The organism is Nocardioides kongjuensis, from assembly GCF_013409625.1.
GTDB classification, from domain to species: Bacteria; Actinomycetota; Actinomycetes; order Propionibacteriales; family Nocardioidaceae; genus Nocardioides; species Nocardioides kongjuensis.
Genome location: NZ_JACCBF010000001.1, coordinates 965,094 through 983,560, shown reverse-complemented (window position 1 = coordinate 983,560; position 18,467 = coordinate 965,094). Strand labels below are relative to the sequence as shown.

13 protein-coding genes are annotated in these 18,467 nt (G+C 65.7%); all 13 read left to right on the top strand.

All coding sequences use genetic code 11. The features are described from left to right. Positions 1–10 precede the first annotated feature (10 nt). On the top strand, positions 11–1,303 hold the full coding sequence (locus BJ958_RS04640) for a TrbL/VirB6 family protein (protein WP_179725761.1): 1,293 nt from the start codon (positions 11–13) through the stop codon (positions 1,301–1,303). A 6-nt stretch (positions 1,304–1,309) separates the two neighbouring features. Then, positions 1,310–2,758, top strand: a complete 1,449-nt coding sequence (locus tag BJ958_RS04635) for an SCO6880 family protein (RefSeq protein ID WP_179725760.1) — start codon at positions 1,310–1,312, stop codon at positions 2,756–2,758. Positions 2,759–2,892: 134 nt separating this feature from the next. Beyond that, on the top strand, positions 2,893–4,086 hold the full coding sequence (locus BJ958_RS04630; RefSeq protein ID WP_179725759.1) for a TRAFAC clade GTPase domain-containing protein: 1,194 nt from the start codon (positions 2,893–2,895) through the stop codon (positions 4,084–4,086). Positions 4,087–4,526: 440 nt separating this feature from the next. Beyond that, positions 4,527–6,341 carry a hypothetical protein gene (locus tag BJ958_RS04625; RefSeq protein ID WP_179725758.1) on the top strand — a complete coding sequence of 605 codons (1,815 nt, stop codon included), beginning with the start codon at positions 4,527–4,529 and terminating at the stop codon, positions 6,339–6,341. A 642-nt stretch (positions 6,342–6,983) separates the two neighbouring features. Beyond that, entirely contained in the window at positions 6,984–7,391 is a 408-nt protein-coding gene (locus BJ958_RS04620) for a hypothetical protein (protein ID WP_179725757.1), read from the top strand. Between the two features lie 242 nt (positions 7,392–7,633). Beyond that, a complete protein-coding gene (locus tag BJ958_RS04615) occupies positions 7,634–8,881 on the top strand; it encodes an ATP-binding protein (RefSeq protein WP_425489747.1) in 1,248 nt (415 codons plus the stop codon). Beyond that, positions 8,878–9,957, top strand: coding sequence for an ArdC-like ssDNA-binding domain-containing protein (locus BJ958_RS04610; RefSeq protein ID WP_179725756.1), 1,080 nt, complete (start codon positions 8,878–8,880; stop codon positions 9,955–9,957). The genes BJ958_RS04615 and BJ958_RS04610 overlap by 4 nt, the downstream gene beginning before the upstream one ends. Continuing rightward, positions 9,954–10,415, top strand: a complete 462-nt coding sequence (locus BJ958_RS04605) for a hypothetical protein (protein WP_179725755.1) — start codon at positions 9,954–9,956, stop codon at positions 10,413–10,415. The genes BJ958_RS04610 and BJ958_RS04605 overlap by 4 nt, the downstream gene beginning before the upstream one ends. Continuing rightward, the gene (locus BJ958_RS04600; RefSeq protein WP_179725754.1) at positions 10,412–12,127 is read left to right on the top strand and encodes a type IV secretory system conjugative DNA transfer family protein; all 1,716 of its coding nucleotides are present in this window, start codon (positions 10,412–10,414) and stop codon (positions 12,125–12,127) included. Before BJ958_RS04605 ends, BJ958_RS04600 begins: the two co-directional genes overlap by 4 nt. A gap of 212 nt (positions 12,128–12,339) precedes the next feature. Continuing rightward, the gene (locus BJ958_RS29290) at positions 12,340–12,573 is read left to right on the top strand and encodes a helix-turn-helix domain-containing protein (protein ID WP_425489746.1); all 234 of its coding nucleotides are present in this window, start codon (positions 12,340–12,342) and stop codon (positions 12,571–12,573) included. After that, the gene (locus BJ958_RS04590) at positions 12,492–13,667 is read left to right on the top strand and encodes a DNA cytosine methyltransferase (protein WP_425489745.1); all 1,176 of its coding nucleotides are present in this window, start codon (positions 12,492–12,494) and stop codon (positions 13,665–13,667) included. Before BJ958_RS29290 ends, BJ958_RS04590 begins: the two co-directional genes overlap by 82 nt. Then, entirely contained in the window at positions 13,660–16,599 is a 2,940-nt protein-coding gene (locus BJ958_RS04585; RefSeq protein WP_179725752.1) for an ATP-binding protein, read from the top strand. Before BJ958_RS04590 ends, BJ958_RS04585 begins: the two co-directional genes overlap by 8 nt. After that, on the top strand, positions 16,592–18,247 hold the full coding sequence (locus BJ958_RS04580) for a response regulator receiver domain (RefSeq protein WP_179725751.1): 1,656 nt from the start codon (positions 16,592–16,594) through the stop codon (positions 18,245–18,247). Before BJ958_RS04585 ends, BJ958_RS04580 begins: the two co-directional genes overlap by 8 nt. Positions 18,248–18,467 lie beyond the last annotated feature (220 nt).

The following is an 18,467-nucleotide window of genomic DNA, read 5'->3' as shown; positions in this document are numbered from 1 at the left end:
GGGATCGATCATGGGTGTCTGTGACGTACCGGTGATCCACGAGGTCTGCAACGCCGCTGGCGACGCGGCCGGCGCGGTCATCACCGCGCCGTTCGACTGGCTCGCTCAGGGCATGGGCGGCGCCGCCGAGTGGATGTTCACCTCCGTCTGGAAGGTCATCGACACCACGACGTACGTCGACGTGACCAGCGGCGAGTACACCAAGGTCTACAACATCATGTTCGGCGTCGGCGTCTTCGTGATGCTCGGCTTCTTCATGCTCCAGGTCATCGGCGGCATGATCCGTCGTGAACCAGCCGCACTCTCCAGAGCCGCACTCGGACTCGCCAAGTCGATCCTCGGGTCCTTCGTCGCCCTCGCCCTGCTCGCAACCGCGCTCGAGATCACCGACCAGCTCTGCATCGGCATCGTCAACGCAGCCGGCACCAACATGAACGAGATGGGCGACAAGGTCGCCGTACTCGCCGCAGGACTCGGCGCTATCAACCTCAGCTCTCCCGGCGCCGGAGCGATCCTCACGATCTTCCTCGCCAGCCTGGCCATCATTGGAGCGATGGTGGTGTGGATCAGCCTGCTGATCCGCAAGGCCCTGCTTCTGATCGCGATCGTCTTCGCACCGATCGCGCTCGCGGGTGCCAGCTGGGACCACACACGGACGTGGGTGAGCCGCTGGGCGACTTTCGTGATCGCGATGATCCTGTCGAAGGTCGTCCTCGTGGTGATCTTCCTGCTCGCCACCGCCCAGGTCTCGGCGCCGATCGATGCCGACCTCGAGTCCGTCAGCCAGCCGATGGCGGGCGTCGTACTGATGCTGATGGCCGGGTTCGCGCCGTACCTGACCTACAAGGCCATCGCGTTCATGGGCTTCGACATGTACCACGCGATGTCGGCCGAACAGGAGGCCAAGTCCTCGCTCAACCGGCCGATGCCGATCCCGCTGTCGCGCCGCACCGGCAGCGAGCCGGCAAAGGTCCTGGGCGGGGGCGGCGCAGACGGTGGCGGCGGAACGACGTCCGGCGCCTCGCCCGCGGCCACCGGACCATCCACGGGCGGACCGTCAGGTGGAACCGGCGGCGGAGGCGCCGCAGCAGGTGGCGCGTCCGGAGGCGCTGCCGCGGCGGGCGGTGCAGTTGCCGCTGGAGTCGTGGTCGCGAAGGAGGCGGCAGCGGCCGGACCTCGGCTCGGCAACTTCGTCGCCGCCCAAGCGACCGGGCAGGCCCAGGCACATGAGTCCGCCGCTCCATCGAAAGTTCCACCCCCGGTCGCAGACTCGACGCTGGTCGACACCGCTAGGAAGAAGTGATTGGCCGTGGCCACCACGACCAGCGAGCGAGAGCTGACCCCGATCAAGTTCTCGCGCCTGACGCGGCGCGGCATACTGCTCGGCCTCTCCGGGCCCCAACTCGTCATGGCCAGCCTCGCGTCGGGCACGTTGATCATCGGTCTGTACGTCGGCGCCGTGGTGATGACGTTCCCGATCATCCTGTTCTTCGTGACGCTGGCATTCGTCGGTGTCGGAGGGCGCAAGCTCATCGAATGGGCGCCGATCGGCGCGCGCTGGCTCTGGCGATCAGCGGGCGGGCAGCTGCTGTATCGCCGTCGAGTCCTGAAGCCCCGGCCGGCCGGAACGCTGGCGCTGCCCGGCGACGCGGCTCGGCTGCGGCTGTGGGTCGACCCAGAGACGGACGCCGTCATGGTCCACGACCCGCACGCTTCGACCCTGACCGTGATCGTCGGTGTCTCCCACCCCGCGTTCGTGCTCCTCGACCCAGCTGAGCAGGAGCGCCGTGTCGTCTCGTGGGGCCGGGTCCTCGCGACGGCATGCCGCTCGGGGCGGATCGCCTCCGTGCAGGTGATGGAGCGGACGCTGCCCGACTCCGGCAAGGGCCTGGCGGACTGGTGGGAGCAACACGGCAACCGCTCAGGCTCGTGGGCGTCGGCGACGTACGGCGAGCTGGTCGACCGCGCTGGCCCCGCGGGCGAGCGCCATGCGTCGACCGTCTCGATCTCACTCGACATGAAAGTGACCGGGCGAGCGATCCGGGCCGCCGGCGGAGGCATGCGAGGGGCGGCGGCCGTGCTCCGGCAGGAGATGGCGACCATGCTGGCCGCCCTCCGGTCCGCCGACCTCTCCCCCGGCGAGTGGCTCACGGCCGGCGACCTTGCGCTGATCCTGCGGGCCGCATACGACCCGGCCGTCGCGGGCGCACTTGAGCGCCAGGGCGACATCGGCCGCGACCTCGCAACCGCGGGCCCAGTCGCGGTCACCGAGTCGTGGGGCTCGTTGCGCAGCGACTCCGCCCACCACTGCGTGCTCTGGATCAGCGAGTGGCCACGCTCCCTCGTGTACCCCGGCTTCCTCGCGCCCCTGCTGCTGTCTTCAGGGATCCGGCGGACCTTCACGCTCCTCTACACGCCGATGCGCACAGACCGCGCTGCCCGCGACATCCGCAAGAAGAAGACCGAGTACATCTCCGACGCCGCCCAGCGACAGAAGATCGGGCAGATCGAGGACGCCCAGCACACTGCGGAGTACCAGGACGTCCTCCAGCAGGAGGCCGACCTGACCGCCGGGCACGGCGTTCTGCGGGCGACCGGATTCGTCGCCGTCAGCGCCAGTGACCCCGACGAGCTCGAGCGCGCTGTGGCGGCGATCGAGCAGGCCGCGATCCAGGCGTCATGCGAGACCCGGCGGGTCTGGGGTCAGCAGGCGCAATCCTTCGCAGTGGCTGCACTTCCACTCTCACGCTCCATTTAATGACGCCGACATGCGCTGGAGAGTCGAGTGCCCGCCGGGCGTGACCGCACTCGGCGCGAAGCCGCCACCGGCGTGCACGTCCCGCGTCAAGGAGTGGCGCCCAAACAGTCGGGCCTGTGGGATACGTTCGCGCCATGGCGAGGTACCCGCGCATCCGGCAACAGAACATTGCAGTCTTTGGCGAGTCCGGATCGGGCAAGACCGTCCTGGTCTCCTCGTTCTACGGACCCACCCAGGAGGGCTCCTACAAGAACGACCTCTGGGACCTGGTCGCAGACAAGACCGGCCAGGGAAATCGTCTGTACCAGAACTACCTCGGCATGAGGGACAGCGCAACGGCGCCCATGCCCACCCGCTTCGCCAACACGACCTACGACTTCTCGGTCAAGCTGAAGGGCGGCGAAGGCGACGAGGCGAAGAAGCGGCCGTTCGACGAGTTGCACCTCGCCTGGCACGACTACCCGGGCGAATGGTTCGAGGAGGATCCCACCAGTGCCGAGGAGCGAATGCGTCGCATTGACACCTTCAAGACGCTGCTGAGCTCGGACGTCGCTCTGCTCTTGGTCGACGGCCAGAAGCTGCTCGATTACCGCGGAGAAGAAGAGCGCTACTTGAAGTCGTTGCTCGGCAACTTCCGCCAGAACCTCATGCGACTCAAGGATGATCTACTCGCCGACGATGGCCCGCTCGTCGAGTTCCCCAGGATCTGGATCTTGTCGCTGTCGAAGGCCGACCTGTTCCCCGATTGGGATGTCAATACCTTCCGAGAGCTCGTCATTCTCAAGGCCGCCGAGGATCTAGACCGGCTCCGCTCGAGCATCGCGGAACTCATCGTCACACCGGATGCCCTGTCTATTGGCGAGGACTTCATGCTCCTCTCGTCCGCCAAGTTCGAGCTCAAGCCGGACACGAGCGAGCCGGCCGAAATCGACCTGACGCAGCGCATCGGACTGGATCTCATCCTTCCCATCGCTTCCCTCCTGCCGTTGGAGCGCCGCGTTCTGTGGGAAGAGCGGATGACGCTGCCACGAAAGGTCGTCGACTCGCTCGCTGACGGCGCCGATGTGATCGCGGCTGCCCTGACGGGGGCGAAGTTCGCGGGCGTTGAGAAGCTCCTCAAGAAGGTTGCCAAGTCCGACAAGCGAGCCGAGTTCGTGGCCAAGGCACTGCCGGCGCTCGCTGCAGCCATCAAGGTGGCGGGACCCAAGCTCAAGGAGATGAACGAGCAGGCACGAGCACAGAACCACTATCTGCGCGCGATGTTGACCCAGTTCAAGCTCGACCTCGAACAGGGGGTTTCGGATCGCGTCATCAGGACCCAGAAGTGATCGATCGGCACGCAGTTCCAGGTCACCTCATCTGGGCGACCCGCGGACGTGCGTGGGGCTTCCGGTTTCTTCTAGACGCGGGTCTAGGTGACCCGCTAGCGGAGTATGAGCGTGCATTCGCCGAACTCAGCGACGGACCGTCCGCCTGGCGTCGGGCAGCCGGGCGACTAGCGCTCCGGTTTCCGGATCCGATGGGAAGAAGAGATGCTTCGGGACGCGTCATCCCTCATGAGTTCATCCTCATCGGCGACCTTGGATCAGCCGTCGACTCAGTCGAGGCGGGCATCCGCGAGGTCTGGCCAGTTGTCGCCGATACGTATGCACGCTTCTGGGATGCGGAGCGTCCGCCCTCCGCAGCCGACGTGACCACCGCCCTGCTACCAGGGTGGGAGTCTGGAGATTCCCCACCTTCTGTCGGGCCACCTTCCTAGGCTCAGGTCGTGGCCAGTGTCCAACTCATCGACGACGAGCGTTCTGCAAGCGCCCTCGCGGACTTGCTCAACGGCAACGCTCGCCGACGGCCGGTTGCCGTGGTGACGATTCCGGCCGGACGCACGAAGCCCTGGATCGATGTCGAGGAGATCGCACGTGAGGCCGGAAGCCTCGCCGATGTCTATCTGATGCCCACCGGACCGTTCACCTGGGACTTCTCCAATCGGATGGCGGAGGGAACGCAGGTCTACGGTGGCGCCGGCCGCGTCTACCCCGTCGGGCATGAGTGGGCCACCGACCTTTCGAAGTCGCCGCTTCGCTTCGCCTTCAACGAAGCCGACGGGGAACGCGCCACACAGAAGCTCATCTCCGACATGCTCCGGATGGCGGCAGCGGCCGGTCTCCTCCACTCAGTTCCCACGCGTGAACTCCGCAAGGTCGACACCACGGTGAAGATGGTCGTCGCCGGCCGAGCACTCGTGGACGTCGGCAATCTTTTTCCCGCCGCGATCGCAGAAGAGCTCACTGTCGAGGACGTCCCGATCGAACGCATTGTGGCAGCGGGCCTGCGGATCGAGGGCTGGTACGACGCCGAAAGCAACCGAGTCGACATCAGACAGAGCCTCCGAGCAAGTGGTGAGGCCCTCGCGGAATACGCCGTCGGTGACGTCGTCCTCAGCAAGGTCGCGAAGGTGCGCAACGGGAACGCGGAACTGGTCCTCTATCCCCAGACCACCACACCCCCGGTTGTCGTCACGGTCCTTCGTGCTGACGTCACCGCCAACCATGAGGACGACCTCCGCACGCTCATGACCGTCGGCGAGGTCATCCCTGCCCGGGTAACGACGACAGGGCCGGATTGGGCACTCGCCCTGCACGATGTCGATGATGCCGAGCCGATCGTGTCGGCTCCCTCGCTGCTACCGGGAGGGCCGCCGTGGCTCAGCGAAGAGTCGGAGCACTCCGAGGTCGACGAGCCTGAGGCAGTCACCTCCTTGGCGATGCCGCCGCCGGCTCCGTCGCCTGTGCAGGTGATCGAACCGCCGTCGCCCACGCGGCCCCCGGCCGCCGCGACGCCGCGGCCGAGCCCGGCCATGCTCGACAGGAGCCGCCCCGGACCGACCCCGCAGCCAGCATCGACGCCCCCTGCCGCTCACCGGCAGACCGAATCGACCCGTGGCCTCCTGCTCAAGGTCGACGGGCTGACGGCCGAGATTGCCGGGCTCAAGCGCGAGGTCCTCAACCTCCAGACGCAAATGCTCGCGGGAGCCGACGAGCGTGAGCAGCTCCGATTCCTGCTGGACCAGGCCGAACGGCGGGCGAACAAGGCGGAGAACGACCTGAAGTCCACCCGTGCGCGGCTCCGGAAGGCAACCAGCACCAGCAAGTCCGAGAGCCCGGCTGGAAACGGCCCGCGGTTCGCCGATCCCGAACAGGGGTTCCGGTACCTCGTCCTCACCCAGTGGGCTACTCGAACCCTTCCCAGCGAACAGCGAAACCGCCCGCTCGCCGACTTCCACATTGGTCCAAGATTCCTCGAATCGCTCGAAGGACTCGAGGGAATCAAGCCAGAGAAGGTGGCCGATGTCGCCTTCGAGATCGTCACAGGATTGGCACCGCAGCTCCCCAGCCGAGAGGTCCACCACCTACGCACGGGCTCGGGAGGCGACGACCCGGTGCGCGTCCGGGATGACGGCGCCATCGCGTGGCGGGCAAGCCTCCAGGTCAACACTCCCTCCGCCCGGCGCATCCACTACTGGGTGCTTCCATCCGGCCAGATCGAACTCGCCCGTGTCGCGACACACGACGACTTCGAGATCTAAGGAGGAGCCCTAGTCCGGCTAGCCCAAGGCATCCGAGCCCGGAGATTTCGGATTCCCGGGACAGAGCGAGCCGACCTGGTCCATGATCTGGCCAGACCCCGCAGGTGACCCGAGACGCCTGCGGGGTCTTCTGTTCCCCGGAACGTGTCGGGCGTCCGGCGTAACCTCTTTCCATGGCCCCGATCCCGCACCAACCCCGCCCTCCGTGGCGGGTGTTGTTCACGGATCGGAGTCGTCACGATGGCGCACTCGCCTCACCGGCAGCACAAGGGCTGTCAGCTCTGTAAGCCCCACAAGAACCGCCGCAACGGCCGCGCAGTCCGCGAGCCTTGGCCGGTGCTTCGCAAGACCGGCAAGCGCCGCCGTGTCCGCCGCCGGGATATCGGCGACGCGGCCGACGAGTAGGCAGGATCAGCTGCAGGGAGCGCCCTCGCAGCAGGGCCAAATGTAACCGCAGCCGTCGCAGCGCTCGTGAGAGGTCTCCCACCGCATCAGGGTGTCGCAGTTCGGGCAAGGCTCCGTCAGATCGGCCACGGCCACGGCCACGGCCACGGGCTGGGCCGGTCGCCGCTCCGTCTCCCGGCGACACGGCGGAGCGCCCGGTGCACCTCATCGATGAAGCCATCGACCGAGGAGCCACCGATGCCTACCTTCAACGACCCGGTTGCCGACGCCGACGAACTCCGGGAAGCAGTCCGCGGCCTTGCTCACGCGACGCGCACGATCGACGACCCGACCGCGATTTACGCGGTTCTGGGGTCCATCAGCTCCGCTCTCGCATCGCTGAGCCAGTCACTGCACCAGCTCGGCGAGTTCCACGACGGGCCGACTCGCAAGCAGGCGTGGATTAACGGCGATGCCAACGCCGGGCGCGCCGCGTCGTACAGAGAGTCCTGGGAGCTTCATCGCGCCGCCGAGATGATCCACCAGATCGCCGAATGCGTGGATCGGGCACACGAGATCGAGGCGACGATCGCCTACGACATCGGCGACTACCCGTCCTTCGCCCCGGTTCAGCGGACGGCGCACCAGCCAGGGATGTCGCTGTGACCGGGTGGCAGGACGGGCGCCTCCACTCCGCCGTACTCATCTCACCGGGACGAGAACGGCGGCACGATCGCAGGCTCCGCAAGGCCGCCGCACAAGAACTCCTCTCCGCCGACCGCGAAGCCCGGCGGGCGGAAGCCAAGCGCAAGGCCGAGGAACTGTCGGCCGAGAAGCGGGCGACCGTGACGCTCCCCCGCGCCGGCGAACACGGCCCCGCCACACTGCGGACGCCCGGACGATTCCGCGTGCCACGCCACCAAGACACCTCCGCGACCCTGGCGGGCGCGTACCCCTTCCTCGCCGAAGGCGGCCTCGGCAGCGACGGCGTGTTCGTCGGCCAGGACCTCTACTCCGGAAGCTCCTTCGTCTACGACCCCTGGATCCTCTACGCACGCGGGCTCATCACCGCACCGAACCTCGTGCTCGCCGGCATCGTGGGCTCCGGCAAGTCCTGCCTCGCCAAGAGCCTCTACACGAGGTCGATCCCATTCGGCCGCCGCGTCTACGTCCCCGGCGACCCCAAGGGCGAGCACACCGCCGTCGCAGAAGCCGTCGGCGGGCGCGCCATTGCGCTGGGCCATGGCATGGCCAACCGCCTGAACCCCCTCGACGAGGGCCACCGTCCGTCCGGGTACGACGACGTCCAATGGGCCAGCCAGGTCGCATCCCGTCGCCGCGATCTCGTCGGCGCCCTGGCGGAGACCGTGCTCGAACGCCGACTCACCCCACTCGAGCACACGGCCGTCGACATAGCCATCGACCGCACCGTCCGAGGCGCCGACGTACCCGTCCTCCCGATGGTGGTCGACCGACTGCTCACACCCGATCCGGCCGACGACCCCGACGGACGCCTCACGGAAGACGGACGACTGGTCGGTCACGCACTCCGGCGCCTCGTCGCGGGCGACCTCGCCGGGCTCTTCGACGGCCCCTCGACGGTGGCGTTCGACCCGAGCCTCCCGATGATCTCCCTCGACCTGTCCCGCGTCACCGAGAACGCCACCCTCATCTCCGTCCTGATGACCTGCGCGTCGGCGTGGATGGAATCGGCACTGCTCGACCCGAACGGTGGCCAACGCTGGGTCGTGTACGACGAAGCCTGGCGCCTCATGTCCCACCCCGCACTGCTACGCCGAATGGACGCCCACTGGCGCCTCGCGCGGCACTACGGCATCGCGAACATGCTGATCTTCCACAAGCTCACCGACCTCGACAACGTCGGCGACTCCGGATCCGCCATGCGCGCGCTCGCCTCGTCACTCCTCGCCAACGCCGAGACCCGCATCGTCTATCGCCAGGAAGCTGACCAGCTCGGCGCAACGTCGGCGGCACTAGGGCTCACTCGCACCGAGCAGTCACTGATCCCCACGCTCGGCACCGGCCAGGGACTTTGGCGGATCAAGAACCGCTCCTTCGTCGTCCAGCACCAGATGCACCCCGCCGAGCTCGACCTATTCGACACCACCGGACGCATGACAGGAGCAGCGTCATGACCACTCAGGTTCGGGGACGAGCGGCGCGCGAAGCCAAGCTCGAAGCGCTCCAGGAGCAGTTGTCCGAGTCCGTCACTGCGCTGGTGACCGGCGAGGACTGGAAGCGCGCCCTGACCTTCGCCGCGCAGTTCCGCGGGCGCAGCTTCGGGAACTCGATGCTGATCGCGGCGCAGCACTTCGCGGCGTACAAGGAAGGCAGAGTGCCCGAGCCGACGCCGACGTACGTCGCCGGTTTCCACCAGTGGCTCTCGCTGGGCCGCAGCGTCGCGAGAGGCCAGCACGGCTACGGCATCCTCGCCCCCGTCACCGGTCAGTTCGCCTCGTTCACGCCCGACGACCCGAACTCCTGGCGACGCTTGGCGCGCAACGATAAGCCGATCTCCGGCGAGTACACCCGCACCCGAATGATCGGCGTCAAGCCGACCTACGTCTGGGACATCTCCCAGACCACAGGCGACCGTGTACCCGAACTCCCCCGCCCCTCCCTGCTCCAGGGCCAAGCGCCAGCCGGACTCTGGGACGGGCTGGCCGACCAGATCACCGCCGCCGGCTTCGAGCTCCGGCTCGTCTCCTCTGCGGCGGCGATCGGAGGCGCCAACGGCCTGACAGACTTCCTTTCCCGCGAAGTATCGGTCCGCATGGACATGGACGATGCGGCCCAGGTGAAGACGCTCGCCCACGAACTCGGCCACGTTCTCCTCCACGCGCCACCGGAGACAGCCCTGACGACCGAGTCCGCCGCCGACGCGACCCTGCACCGTGGGAACGCCGAGGTGGAGGCCGAATCCGTCGCGCTCATGGTCGGAGCCGCACACGGGCTCGACACCTCTTCCTACACAGTGCCGTACGTCTCGACCTGGGCAGCGAGCGTCCCCGGCAAGAACCCGGTCGAGGTCGTCCACGCGACCGCCGAACGCGTCCGCGCGACCGCGCTCCGCATCCTCGACAAGGTCGACACGCAGCAGGTCGGCGACGGCAACCCGCCAGGGCTCGACCGCGAAGCCCTCAGCCACCGGACCGGGGCAGCTCCTGTCACGACCAACGCTCGCCGCGACGGGGCGGTGCTCGGGCTATGAAGGTCCCCATCGTGCTGAGCGTCGTTCACGTCGCCATCGACGCCGACGGCGTACTCGCCGTCGACGTCGACGGTGTCCCGCTCGATTCCGAACAGACCAGGACCCGTGACCACCTTCGCCATGTCATCGACGAGATCACCTCAGACCTCGGCGCGCCTGTGCGCGTCGAGGTGCGCGAGGCCGACGGCTCGACGTTCACCGACGTCGTGACTCCCCCGACTCCGGCGCCAGCCGGCGCAGAGCAGCCACCCACCCCGCCACGGCCTGCGCTCGCTGGTGCCGGATTCCGGCCCGGCGAGGAGGTCGCGCTGGCGTACGTCGTCGTACGCCAGAACGCCGATGCCGAAGGCAACGCGTCACTCAACCTTCCACCCGCGCTAATCGCCGCAACCCGCGGCGGGCTCGTGCTCCTCGGGATGACCTCTCGGACAGTCACTCCGTTCGAGGCGCCGGCATGAACCCCGCCGCACGTGGCGCGAACGACGAGCTCGTGAACCTGGCAGTCATCGGGATGGTGGCGGCGTTCGCTCTGGCGCTAGTGCTCCGCGCCGCCGCCACGGCCGCTGCGGTCGCAACGGGCGCGGCCACGCCCGAGGGCGGGATCGCGAGCGGACTGCGTGTGCTCGCCGACCCGAGCCGACCGGCGCGGGCGTTCGAGGCGCCCGGGTTGTCAACGATCGCGTACTGGAGCGTGGTGACGCTCTTCCTCGCAGTCCTCGCGACAGTCGCGTGGTGCGTGTGGAGAGCCGTCGCTCGACTCCGGCACCGGGCCGCTCGAGATCCCCACCGCATCCCAGGCACCTCAACAGCGCGGGACATCGACACGACCGCATCGAAGAGGGCCCTCGTACGACGCGCCGCCACTCTCCGCCCGTCGATCCGGCATCCCCGCGCGAACGATGTCGGATACCTGATCGGACGCAGTTGCGGCCGCGAGATCTGGGCCTCGGTCGAGGACTCGATCCTCGTGATCGGTCCGCCGCGTTCCGGCAAGGGACTCCACCTCGTCATCAATGCCATCCTCGACGCGCCTGGGGCCGTCGTCACCACCTCGACCCGACCGGACAACATCGCCGCCACGATCGCCGCTCGGAAGGACGTCGGGCCGGTCGCCGTCTTCGACCCTCAACACCTCACGGCAGGGCTGCCTGCCGTCGACGGCAGCGGCGTCCGGTGGTCGCCGATCCGCGGCTGCGAGCAGCCCCTGACCGCGATGATCCGCGCTTCAGGGCTGGCATCGTCAACCGGACTCTCCTCCGGCGGCACAGAGTCCGGCGGCTTCTGGGAAGGCAAGGCCCGCTCCGCCCTCCAGGCACTCCTCCATGCAGCTGCGCTCGAGAAGCTACCGACGCGGGCCCTCTTCGAGTGGTCGCTGTCTGCGTCTGCTGCAACTGACGCCGTCGGCATCCTCGCCAGTCACCCGCAAGCCGCTGCAGGATGGTCGGACTCGCTGGAAGGCATGATCAGCTCCGACCCGCGCACACGTGACTCCATCTGGATGGCTGTCGCCCAAGCCCTCTCCTGCCTCGCCGACCCTGCCGTGCTGACGGCCGTCAGCCCGGAGCCGGGCGAGGCGTTCGAACCGCGGGACTTCCTCACCCAGAACGGCACGCTCTACCTTCTCGCCACGGGAGCCGGCGCGGGAGCCTCGTGGCCGCTCGTCGCGGCGTTCATGGAAGACCTGACCGAGGTCGCCCGTCACCTCGCTGCCGCGTCACCGGGCTCACGCCTGGACCCTCCCGTCCTCATGGCGCTCGACGAGATCGGCAACCTCGCACCGCTCCCATCACTTCCGGTCCTGATGGCCGAGGGAGGTGGCACCGGCATCACGACGATGCCCGTCCTTCAGTCGCTGGCGCAGGCGCGCAACAAGTGGGGCGACCACGCCGCCAGCACGATCTGGGACGCGAGCATCGTCAAGGTCATACTCGGCGGTGCGTCGGCCTCGAAGGACCTGCAAGAGCTGTCGGTGCTGATCGGGGAGCGCGACGAGCGCACCGACACAGTGAGCGTCGGCGACTACGGCCAGCGCTCCCTTCAGCGGTCGAGCCGGCGGGTCGCGGTCATGCCACCGGAGCGGATCCGGACCCTTCCGTTCGGCACCGGCCTCGTGTTGCTTCGCGCGGCCCCGCCCATCGTCGTCCGTCTACGCAGATTCGCGACTAAGTGAGCACGAGGCGTGTTCCGTTTTGTCTGGCGCCCCACCGCCGCGTGCCGGTGAGTCTGGTCGGCCGCTCGCTAGGAGCACCCTGGCACTCCCCGTCACTAGCGCTCCTGGGCCACGCGCCTGGGGCGCCGTCGGTCGGATGCCCACCGGGTGCCTCCCGACTGGCCGATCGAGCAATTTGCCGGGGTGACGCCCTTGATCGCACTAGAGTGAAGATGCGGTCAGTTGCGGGAGAATGCGGGAAGATGACGGACGAGCACGAAGTTCTCACAGCCGAAGAGGCTGCGACGCTGTTGCGCGTCAGCACCAAAACGGTCCTCGCTCTCGCAAAGTCGGGCGCATTGCCTGGCGAGAAGGTCGGGCGGGCATGGCGCTTCTTGCGAGCCGATGTCCTGGCGTATGTGCGGGGCGCGGATCGGGCGTCCGGGGACGGCGGGAGCCCCCAGTGACCTCCACCCTCCAACCCGACATGTTCGCTGGCGCCGCGCAGGCCAGCATCGCACCCACGGTTATCGATTTCTTCGCCGGATGCGGTGGAACAAGTGCTGGCCTCCGCGCAGCCGGAATGCGGATTGCGGCGGCGGTCGACTTCGATGCTGCTGCAGCGGCTACCTACCGTGCGAATTTTCCGGACGCGGAGTTCCATGAAGCCGACATCCGTGAACTCAGCCTTGACGTTTTCGACCACCTTGTGACCCCCGGAAGCCGGCTCGTCTTCTCCGCGTGCGCACCGTGTCAGCCGTACAGCTCCATGAGACCGTCCGGTTCGAAACCCCGTCGGCAAGAACGGTCCCTCCTGCTGACACTCATCCCCTTTATGGACCGCCTACAGCCGGACGCACTCATCGTTGAGAACGTTCCAGGCCTGCACAAAATTCCAGGCGGATCGACCTGGAACCGCTTCCTTCGGTACCTGGACCGAAGTGGCTACGCGGTCTCCTGGAAGGTCATCGACTGCCGAGACTACGGGGTCCCGCAGCGGAGAAGGCGGCTGGTCTTGCTCGCGTCACGACACGGGAAGTTGGACATTCCAGCTCCGACGCATGGAGGCGGGGCCAGGGCATACTCGACGGTCCGGGATTGGATCGGCGATCTACCTCCAATCGCAGCAGGAGAAACACATGCCGAAGACCCGCTCCACCGGTCAGGAGCACTGGGGACCTTAAACCTCAGTCGGATCCAGGCGCTGTCCGAAGGGGGCAGTCGGGCCGAATGGCCCGAAGATCTCTGGCTTGACTGCCACCGACGGTCGAAGGGACACCAGGACGCCTACGGGCGCATGCGATACGACGACACTGCGCCGGTTCTGACCACCAAGTGCACCGACATCACCAACGGGCGGTATGGCCATCCGACCCAAGATAGAGCGATCAGCGCACGGGAAGCCGCGTTGCTGCAAACCTTTCCTCCCAACTTTCAATTCCTCGGAAGCCTGAAGTCAGTCACCAGACAGATCGGAAACGCCGTACCGGTTCTTGTTTCGGAAGCGATGGGCGTCCACATCGTGCGGCATCTCCAGGCCCTGGACCGCGGGCATGGCTGAGTTCCGCACCAGCGCACGGGCAGTCGATATGCTGGGTCGCCAGCAGATTGCTGGAATTCCGAGCGCGATCAGCGAACTGTTCAAGAACGCCCACGACGCCTACGCGGACAATGCCAACGCCGATTTTATCCGGTACCACAATGCATTCGTCATCAGGGATGACGGTGACGGCATGTCCCGACAAGACTTCGAACAGAGATGGCTGACGCTCGGCACCTCGTCTAAGGCCGTCCCAGGCGCTGTCTCACAGGCGCATGGACGGCGACCGCGGGCGATCCTGGGCGAGAAGGGGATTGGTCGCCTTGCGATCGCAGCGATCGGGCCGCAGACCCTCGTAGTCTCCAAAGCAGAGCGAAGCTCTCGCGTCGCGGCCCTGATCCATTGGGGCGTATTCGAGTTGGCGCATGCTGACCTGTCGCAACTGATCGTTCCGGTCGTGGAACTTGACACTGGGCGCGGCCCAGATGTCCAGGCAATGGCAGGCCAAATCCTGGACAATCTGCGCAAACTGGTCACCCCTGACGACACTGGCCTGCTTGAGCGTATTGAGCGTGATCTCAGCCAGTGGCGCGAAACAGATCCATCTTCCGTAGCACGCCTCGCTGGATTCGACCTCGCGACGTTCGATCGCGGTACTGCGTTCGTAATCCTGCCGACCTCCCCCGATCTCGAGGCAGACTTGGAGCCGCCCGGCCCCAAGGAGGCAGCGCCGTTGCTAAGGACGCTGATCGGGTTTGCTAACACCATGACCCCCGGGCACGGAGAACCCGAACTGACGACCTCCTTCCGGGATCACCGTCGGCCCGACGACGTCCGAGATCTGATCGAGGAACAAGAGTTCTTCACCGTGGACGAGTTCGTGAACGCGGATCACCATTTCCAGGGGGCTTTTGACGAATACGGGCAGTTTGTTGGAACCGTTTCGATCTTCGGCGGGCAACCGATTCCATTTCCGTTGGCATGGACCCCAGCTCGCGGCACCAAGACACAATGCGGACCGTTCAAATTGAACCTCGCTTACGTGCAGGGACGTGCCAAACAGTCGAAACTCGAACCGAATGACTACTTCCTGCTCACAGAGAAACTTGACCGATACGGCGGACTATATATCTATCGCGATGGGATCCGTGTTCTCCCATATGGAGACAGTCGATTCGACTGGCTTGACGTCGAATTGCGGAGGACGAAGTCGGCGTCTGATCACTTCTTCTCCTACCGCCGCATGTTCGGAGCGGTGGAGATATCTCGCGAGCATAATCACCAATTGCGAGAGAAGGCTGGGCGCGAAGGCTTCGCCACGAACGAGGCATACCGTCAGTTCCGAGCCATCCTTCAGAATTTCCTTCTCCAAGTAGCAACTGAGTTCTTCCGCGAAGGGGGTGCCCAAGCGGAGATCTATGAGGAGGGACGGCTCGCGAACGAGAGGATGGAGAAGGCTCGCAGAGCGCGCAGCAAGCAGGTGCGTGCCCGACGGTCCGAGTACAGCGCGGCCCTTGATCGTTTCTTCGACGCGGTAGATGGAGACCTTCCAGAGGCCCGCATCCAGGAGATCCGCGGATCCATCGAGGCTGCGATACGGAGCGCCCAACAGGACGACGACCCGGCTGCGGCGGCCGATCGATTGGTTCGGGCCGAGCTAGCCGCACGTTCGGACCTTCGCGAACTCGCGGCCACCCTGCAAGTCAAGCGTCCCCGCGGCGTAGCCCTGAGTGCCGAGCTGACTCGACGCGCAACGGCCTACGAGGCCACCCGGTCAGAAATCGTTTCCTCTCTGATCGAGCCTGCCGAGGAGGAGATCTCCACGGCCTTCGACGCGGCAGGGCTCGCTCTCGACGCAGCCGTCAGCCGGCGGCTTCGGTTCGACGGGGCAATCGAATTGGCGGTCAGCGAGGCGCGCGCGTTGGGGAATGACGCACGCAGTCTCCTCTCCCGTGAAGTGGCGAATGTCGCGGAGCGCGGCCGAGAGACCGTCCGGGACGCTCACAGGGCCCTCGAAGAGGTCACCGTCGCCGCGCAGCAGGACGCGGCCACCACAGACGTGTCGGCCCTGAATGACGAAGAATTCTCATTGCTCCGCAGGACGTTGGAATCTCGCGTTCGAGCCATCGCGTCGCAGAAGTCTGAAGAACTCCGCTCGATCGCGGAGCAACTGCGATCAGTCGCGTGGGTCGGAGAGACCTCAGACAGCGATCAAGTGTCCCTTCTGGATCAAGTCGAGCAACTCGAGTCCAGAGTGGAGGCGCTAACGGATCGATCCGCTCAAGACTTCGAGCTGGTTCAGATCGGCATGGCCGTAAACATCGTTACCCATGAGTTCGAGAACAGCATCAGGTCCGTTCGCGACAATTTGAGAAGACTCCGCGCCTGGGCACAACAGAATACGGGACTGAGGCCGCTGTACTCGGACCTCCGAGCATCATTTGATCACCTAGACGGTTATCTCAAGCTGTTTACCCCACTCCATCGACGCCTCTATCGAGAGCCGGCGATTATTCGCGGGACCGACGTCCAACGGTACCTTCACGACGTCTTCGACAAGAAACTCGGTGAGGCCAATATCGACCTTCGGTCGACGCCAGCGTTTGAGAATATGCAAATCAAGATGTACCCGTCAACGCTATACCCCGTAATAGTGAACCTGGTCGACAATGCCGCCCACTGGCTGCAACAGTATTCAGGGGAACGGTTGATCACCCTAGATTGGGTGGAGGACGCCATCATCGTCACGGATTCTGGACCGGGCATCACCCTTGGGGATGAGGAGGCGATCTTTGAGCAGGGCTTCTCCAGAAAGCCTGCGGGATCGGGCTATGGACTCTTTGTGGCCCGCGAGGTCCTTCGCCGCGATGGTGCCGACATCCGGCTGGCGGAGCCGAGCGCCGACCGTGGCGCGAGGTTCGAAATCCTACTGCCCACTAGAAGTGATGCGTGAGATGGCAACCAGGTTCGAGCGACATGTCCAGAAGCAAGTACTGGAGTTTCTGCAGACTGTGCTGATGATCGATGACGAGGCCTACCGTCGCTCATCGCCCTTGTCTCCAGTCGACGAGCCAGACGACTGGTCGAGTGGTTCCGCGAGCGGCGATCTTGGCGCGCCGCTCGAGTTGCGTCCGCCGCCCGCTGAGCCCTCGCCCGACGATCTCGACGTGCAGGAAGTGTCCATTTCCTTCGGCAGCAAGGGGCTGGCATGTGCCATCTTGTCTCCTCAAACCACCGAGGAAAACGACGAGTTCAAGCCGGCGTTCGTCAAGACAGCGAGGCGCGCAGACGCCCTAATCCTCGACTGGAACATGAACGGCGACAACGGAAAGACCGCGGAGAAGTTGGTTCGCGCTGTTCTCAAGGAAGACGTAAAATCTCCACGTCGACGTTTGCGCCTTATAACGGTCTATACCGGGGAACCAGATCTGCAGCAGATCGCGGAGCGCCTTAGCGTCGCAACTGGCGAAACGCTGAAAGGCGTAGACATCAGTTGGGACGACGAAGCCAAGGTGGCGTTTAGTCGTGGTCCAGTGAGGGTCTCAGTCTTCGCGAAGAAGCACGTCCAAAGCTTGGCCCCGGCCCTTGAGGGCCGACGGAAGAGCATCGCAGAGTTGCCCACGCTTGTGGTCGAGGACTTCAGTCGGCACAGCACCGGCTTGGTCACGAGTGCGTCTTTATCGGCGCTTGCAGGCATCAGGAACGATGCTCATCGGGTACTTGCTGCGCTGGGTCCAGAACTGGACCCGGCGATCCTCGGCCAGAGGATCTCGTTACCTCATCCAGAGGATGTGGAGCGCCAGGTCGAGGGGCTCATCGTCTCCGAGATTCAAGCGGTTATCCAGGATCATGAGGTCGGTAGCCACGTCGGTCTCCCGCGCATCAAGGAGTGGCTCGCCCACCACAAGACCCTCCCTGCGCGAGGCATCTCAAGCTTCACAGAGATCACGGCCGCTCTTCGACTCAAATTGCTCTCAGAGGGGTTCAGCGATGAATTCTTCGAGGACCTGAAGAATGCTGGTTCGAGCAAGACTCGAGGAGAGAAGATGCAGAAGGATAGCGGGACCCTTCTCTTTTCCACTACCTCGGAGGAACGTGCACTGTCTGACCGCCTTCTAGCCTCTCGAATGTCGCTTCGCAGCCGATACGCAAAGCCGACTCCGGTATTGCAGCTCGGCTCCATCCTGGAGAGAGGCGGGGCGTATGCGGTCTGCGTGCAGCCACTGTGCGACAGCGTGAGGATCACCGGATCGCGTGCCTTCCCGCTGTTACCACTCGAGGTCGCCGCGGAAGGTGATCGGCTTCCGGGCGATGGGATGTTGACGGTGCCTGACCAGCGCGTCGATGGCGGCTATGTGCGCCTCCGCCTGCACGCCAGGCCGACCGACATCCTGATGGAGACGTTCAAAGCGACACCCGCAGGCATCGTGCAGGCGAAGTTGAATAGGGGGATCAACCGCTTTCGCCCGGTAGGTGACAAGTCATGGCGTTGGGTCGGAGACCTCAAGCCAGACCATGCTCAACGCGTTGTCGAGCGTCTGTCCGCACAGTTCTCCCGCGTCGGACTCGACGAGGCAGAGGTGCTCCGCCTTGGGCTCTAGAACGTCCGTTTCGCCCATTGCCACTGTCACCGCCAAGTCCACTTAGCGAGTGCATCACCGATCGCCCTGATCGCGGCGACTCGCTCGCTCGCGGGGACACGGAGTAGCGCGACCAGAGCAAACACAAGCTTGCTCAGGGTGAGGACGACGAGTGCTCCTGCACCAGCGATTAGGGCGAGGTCAGTCACGGGAATCAACTTTCCGGCGCGGGACAAGGGCT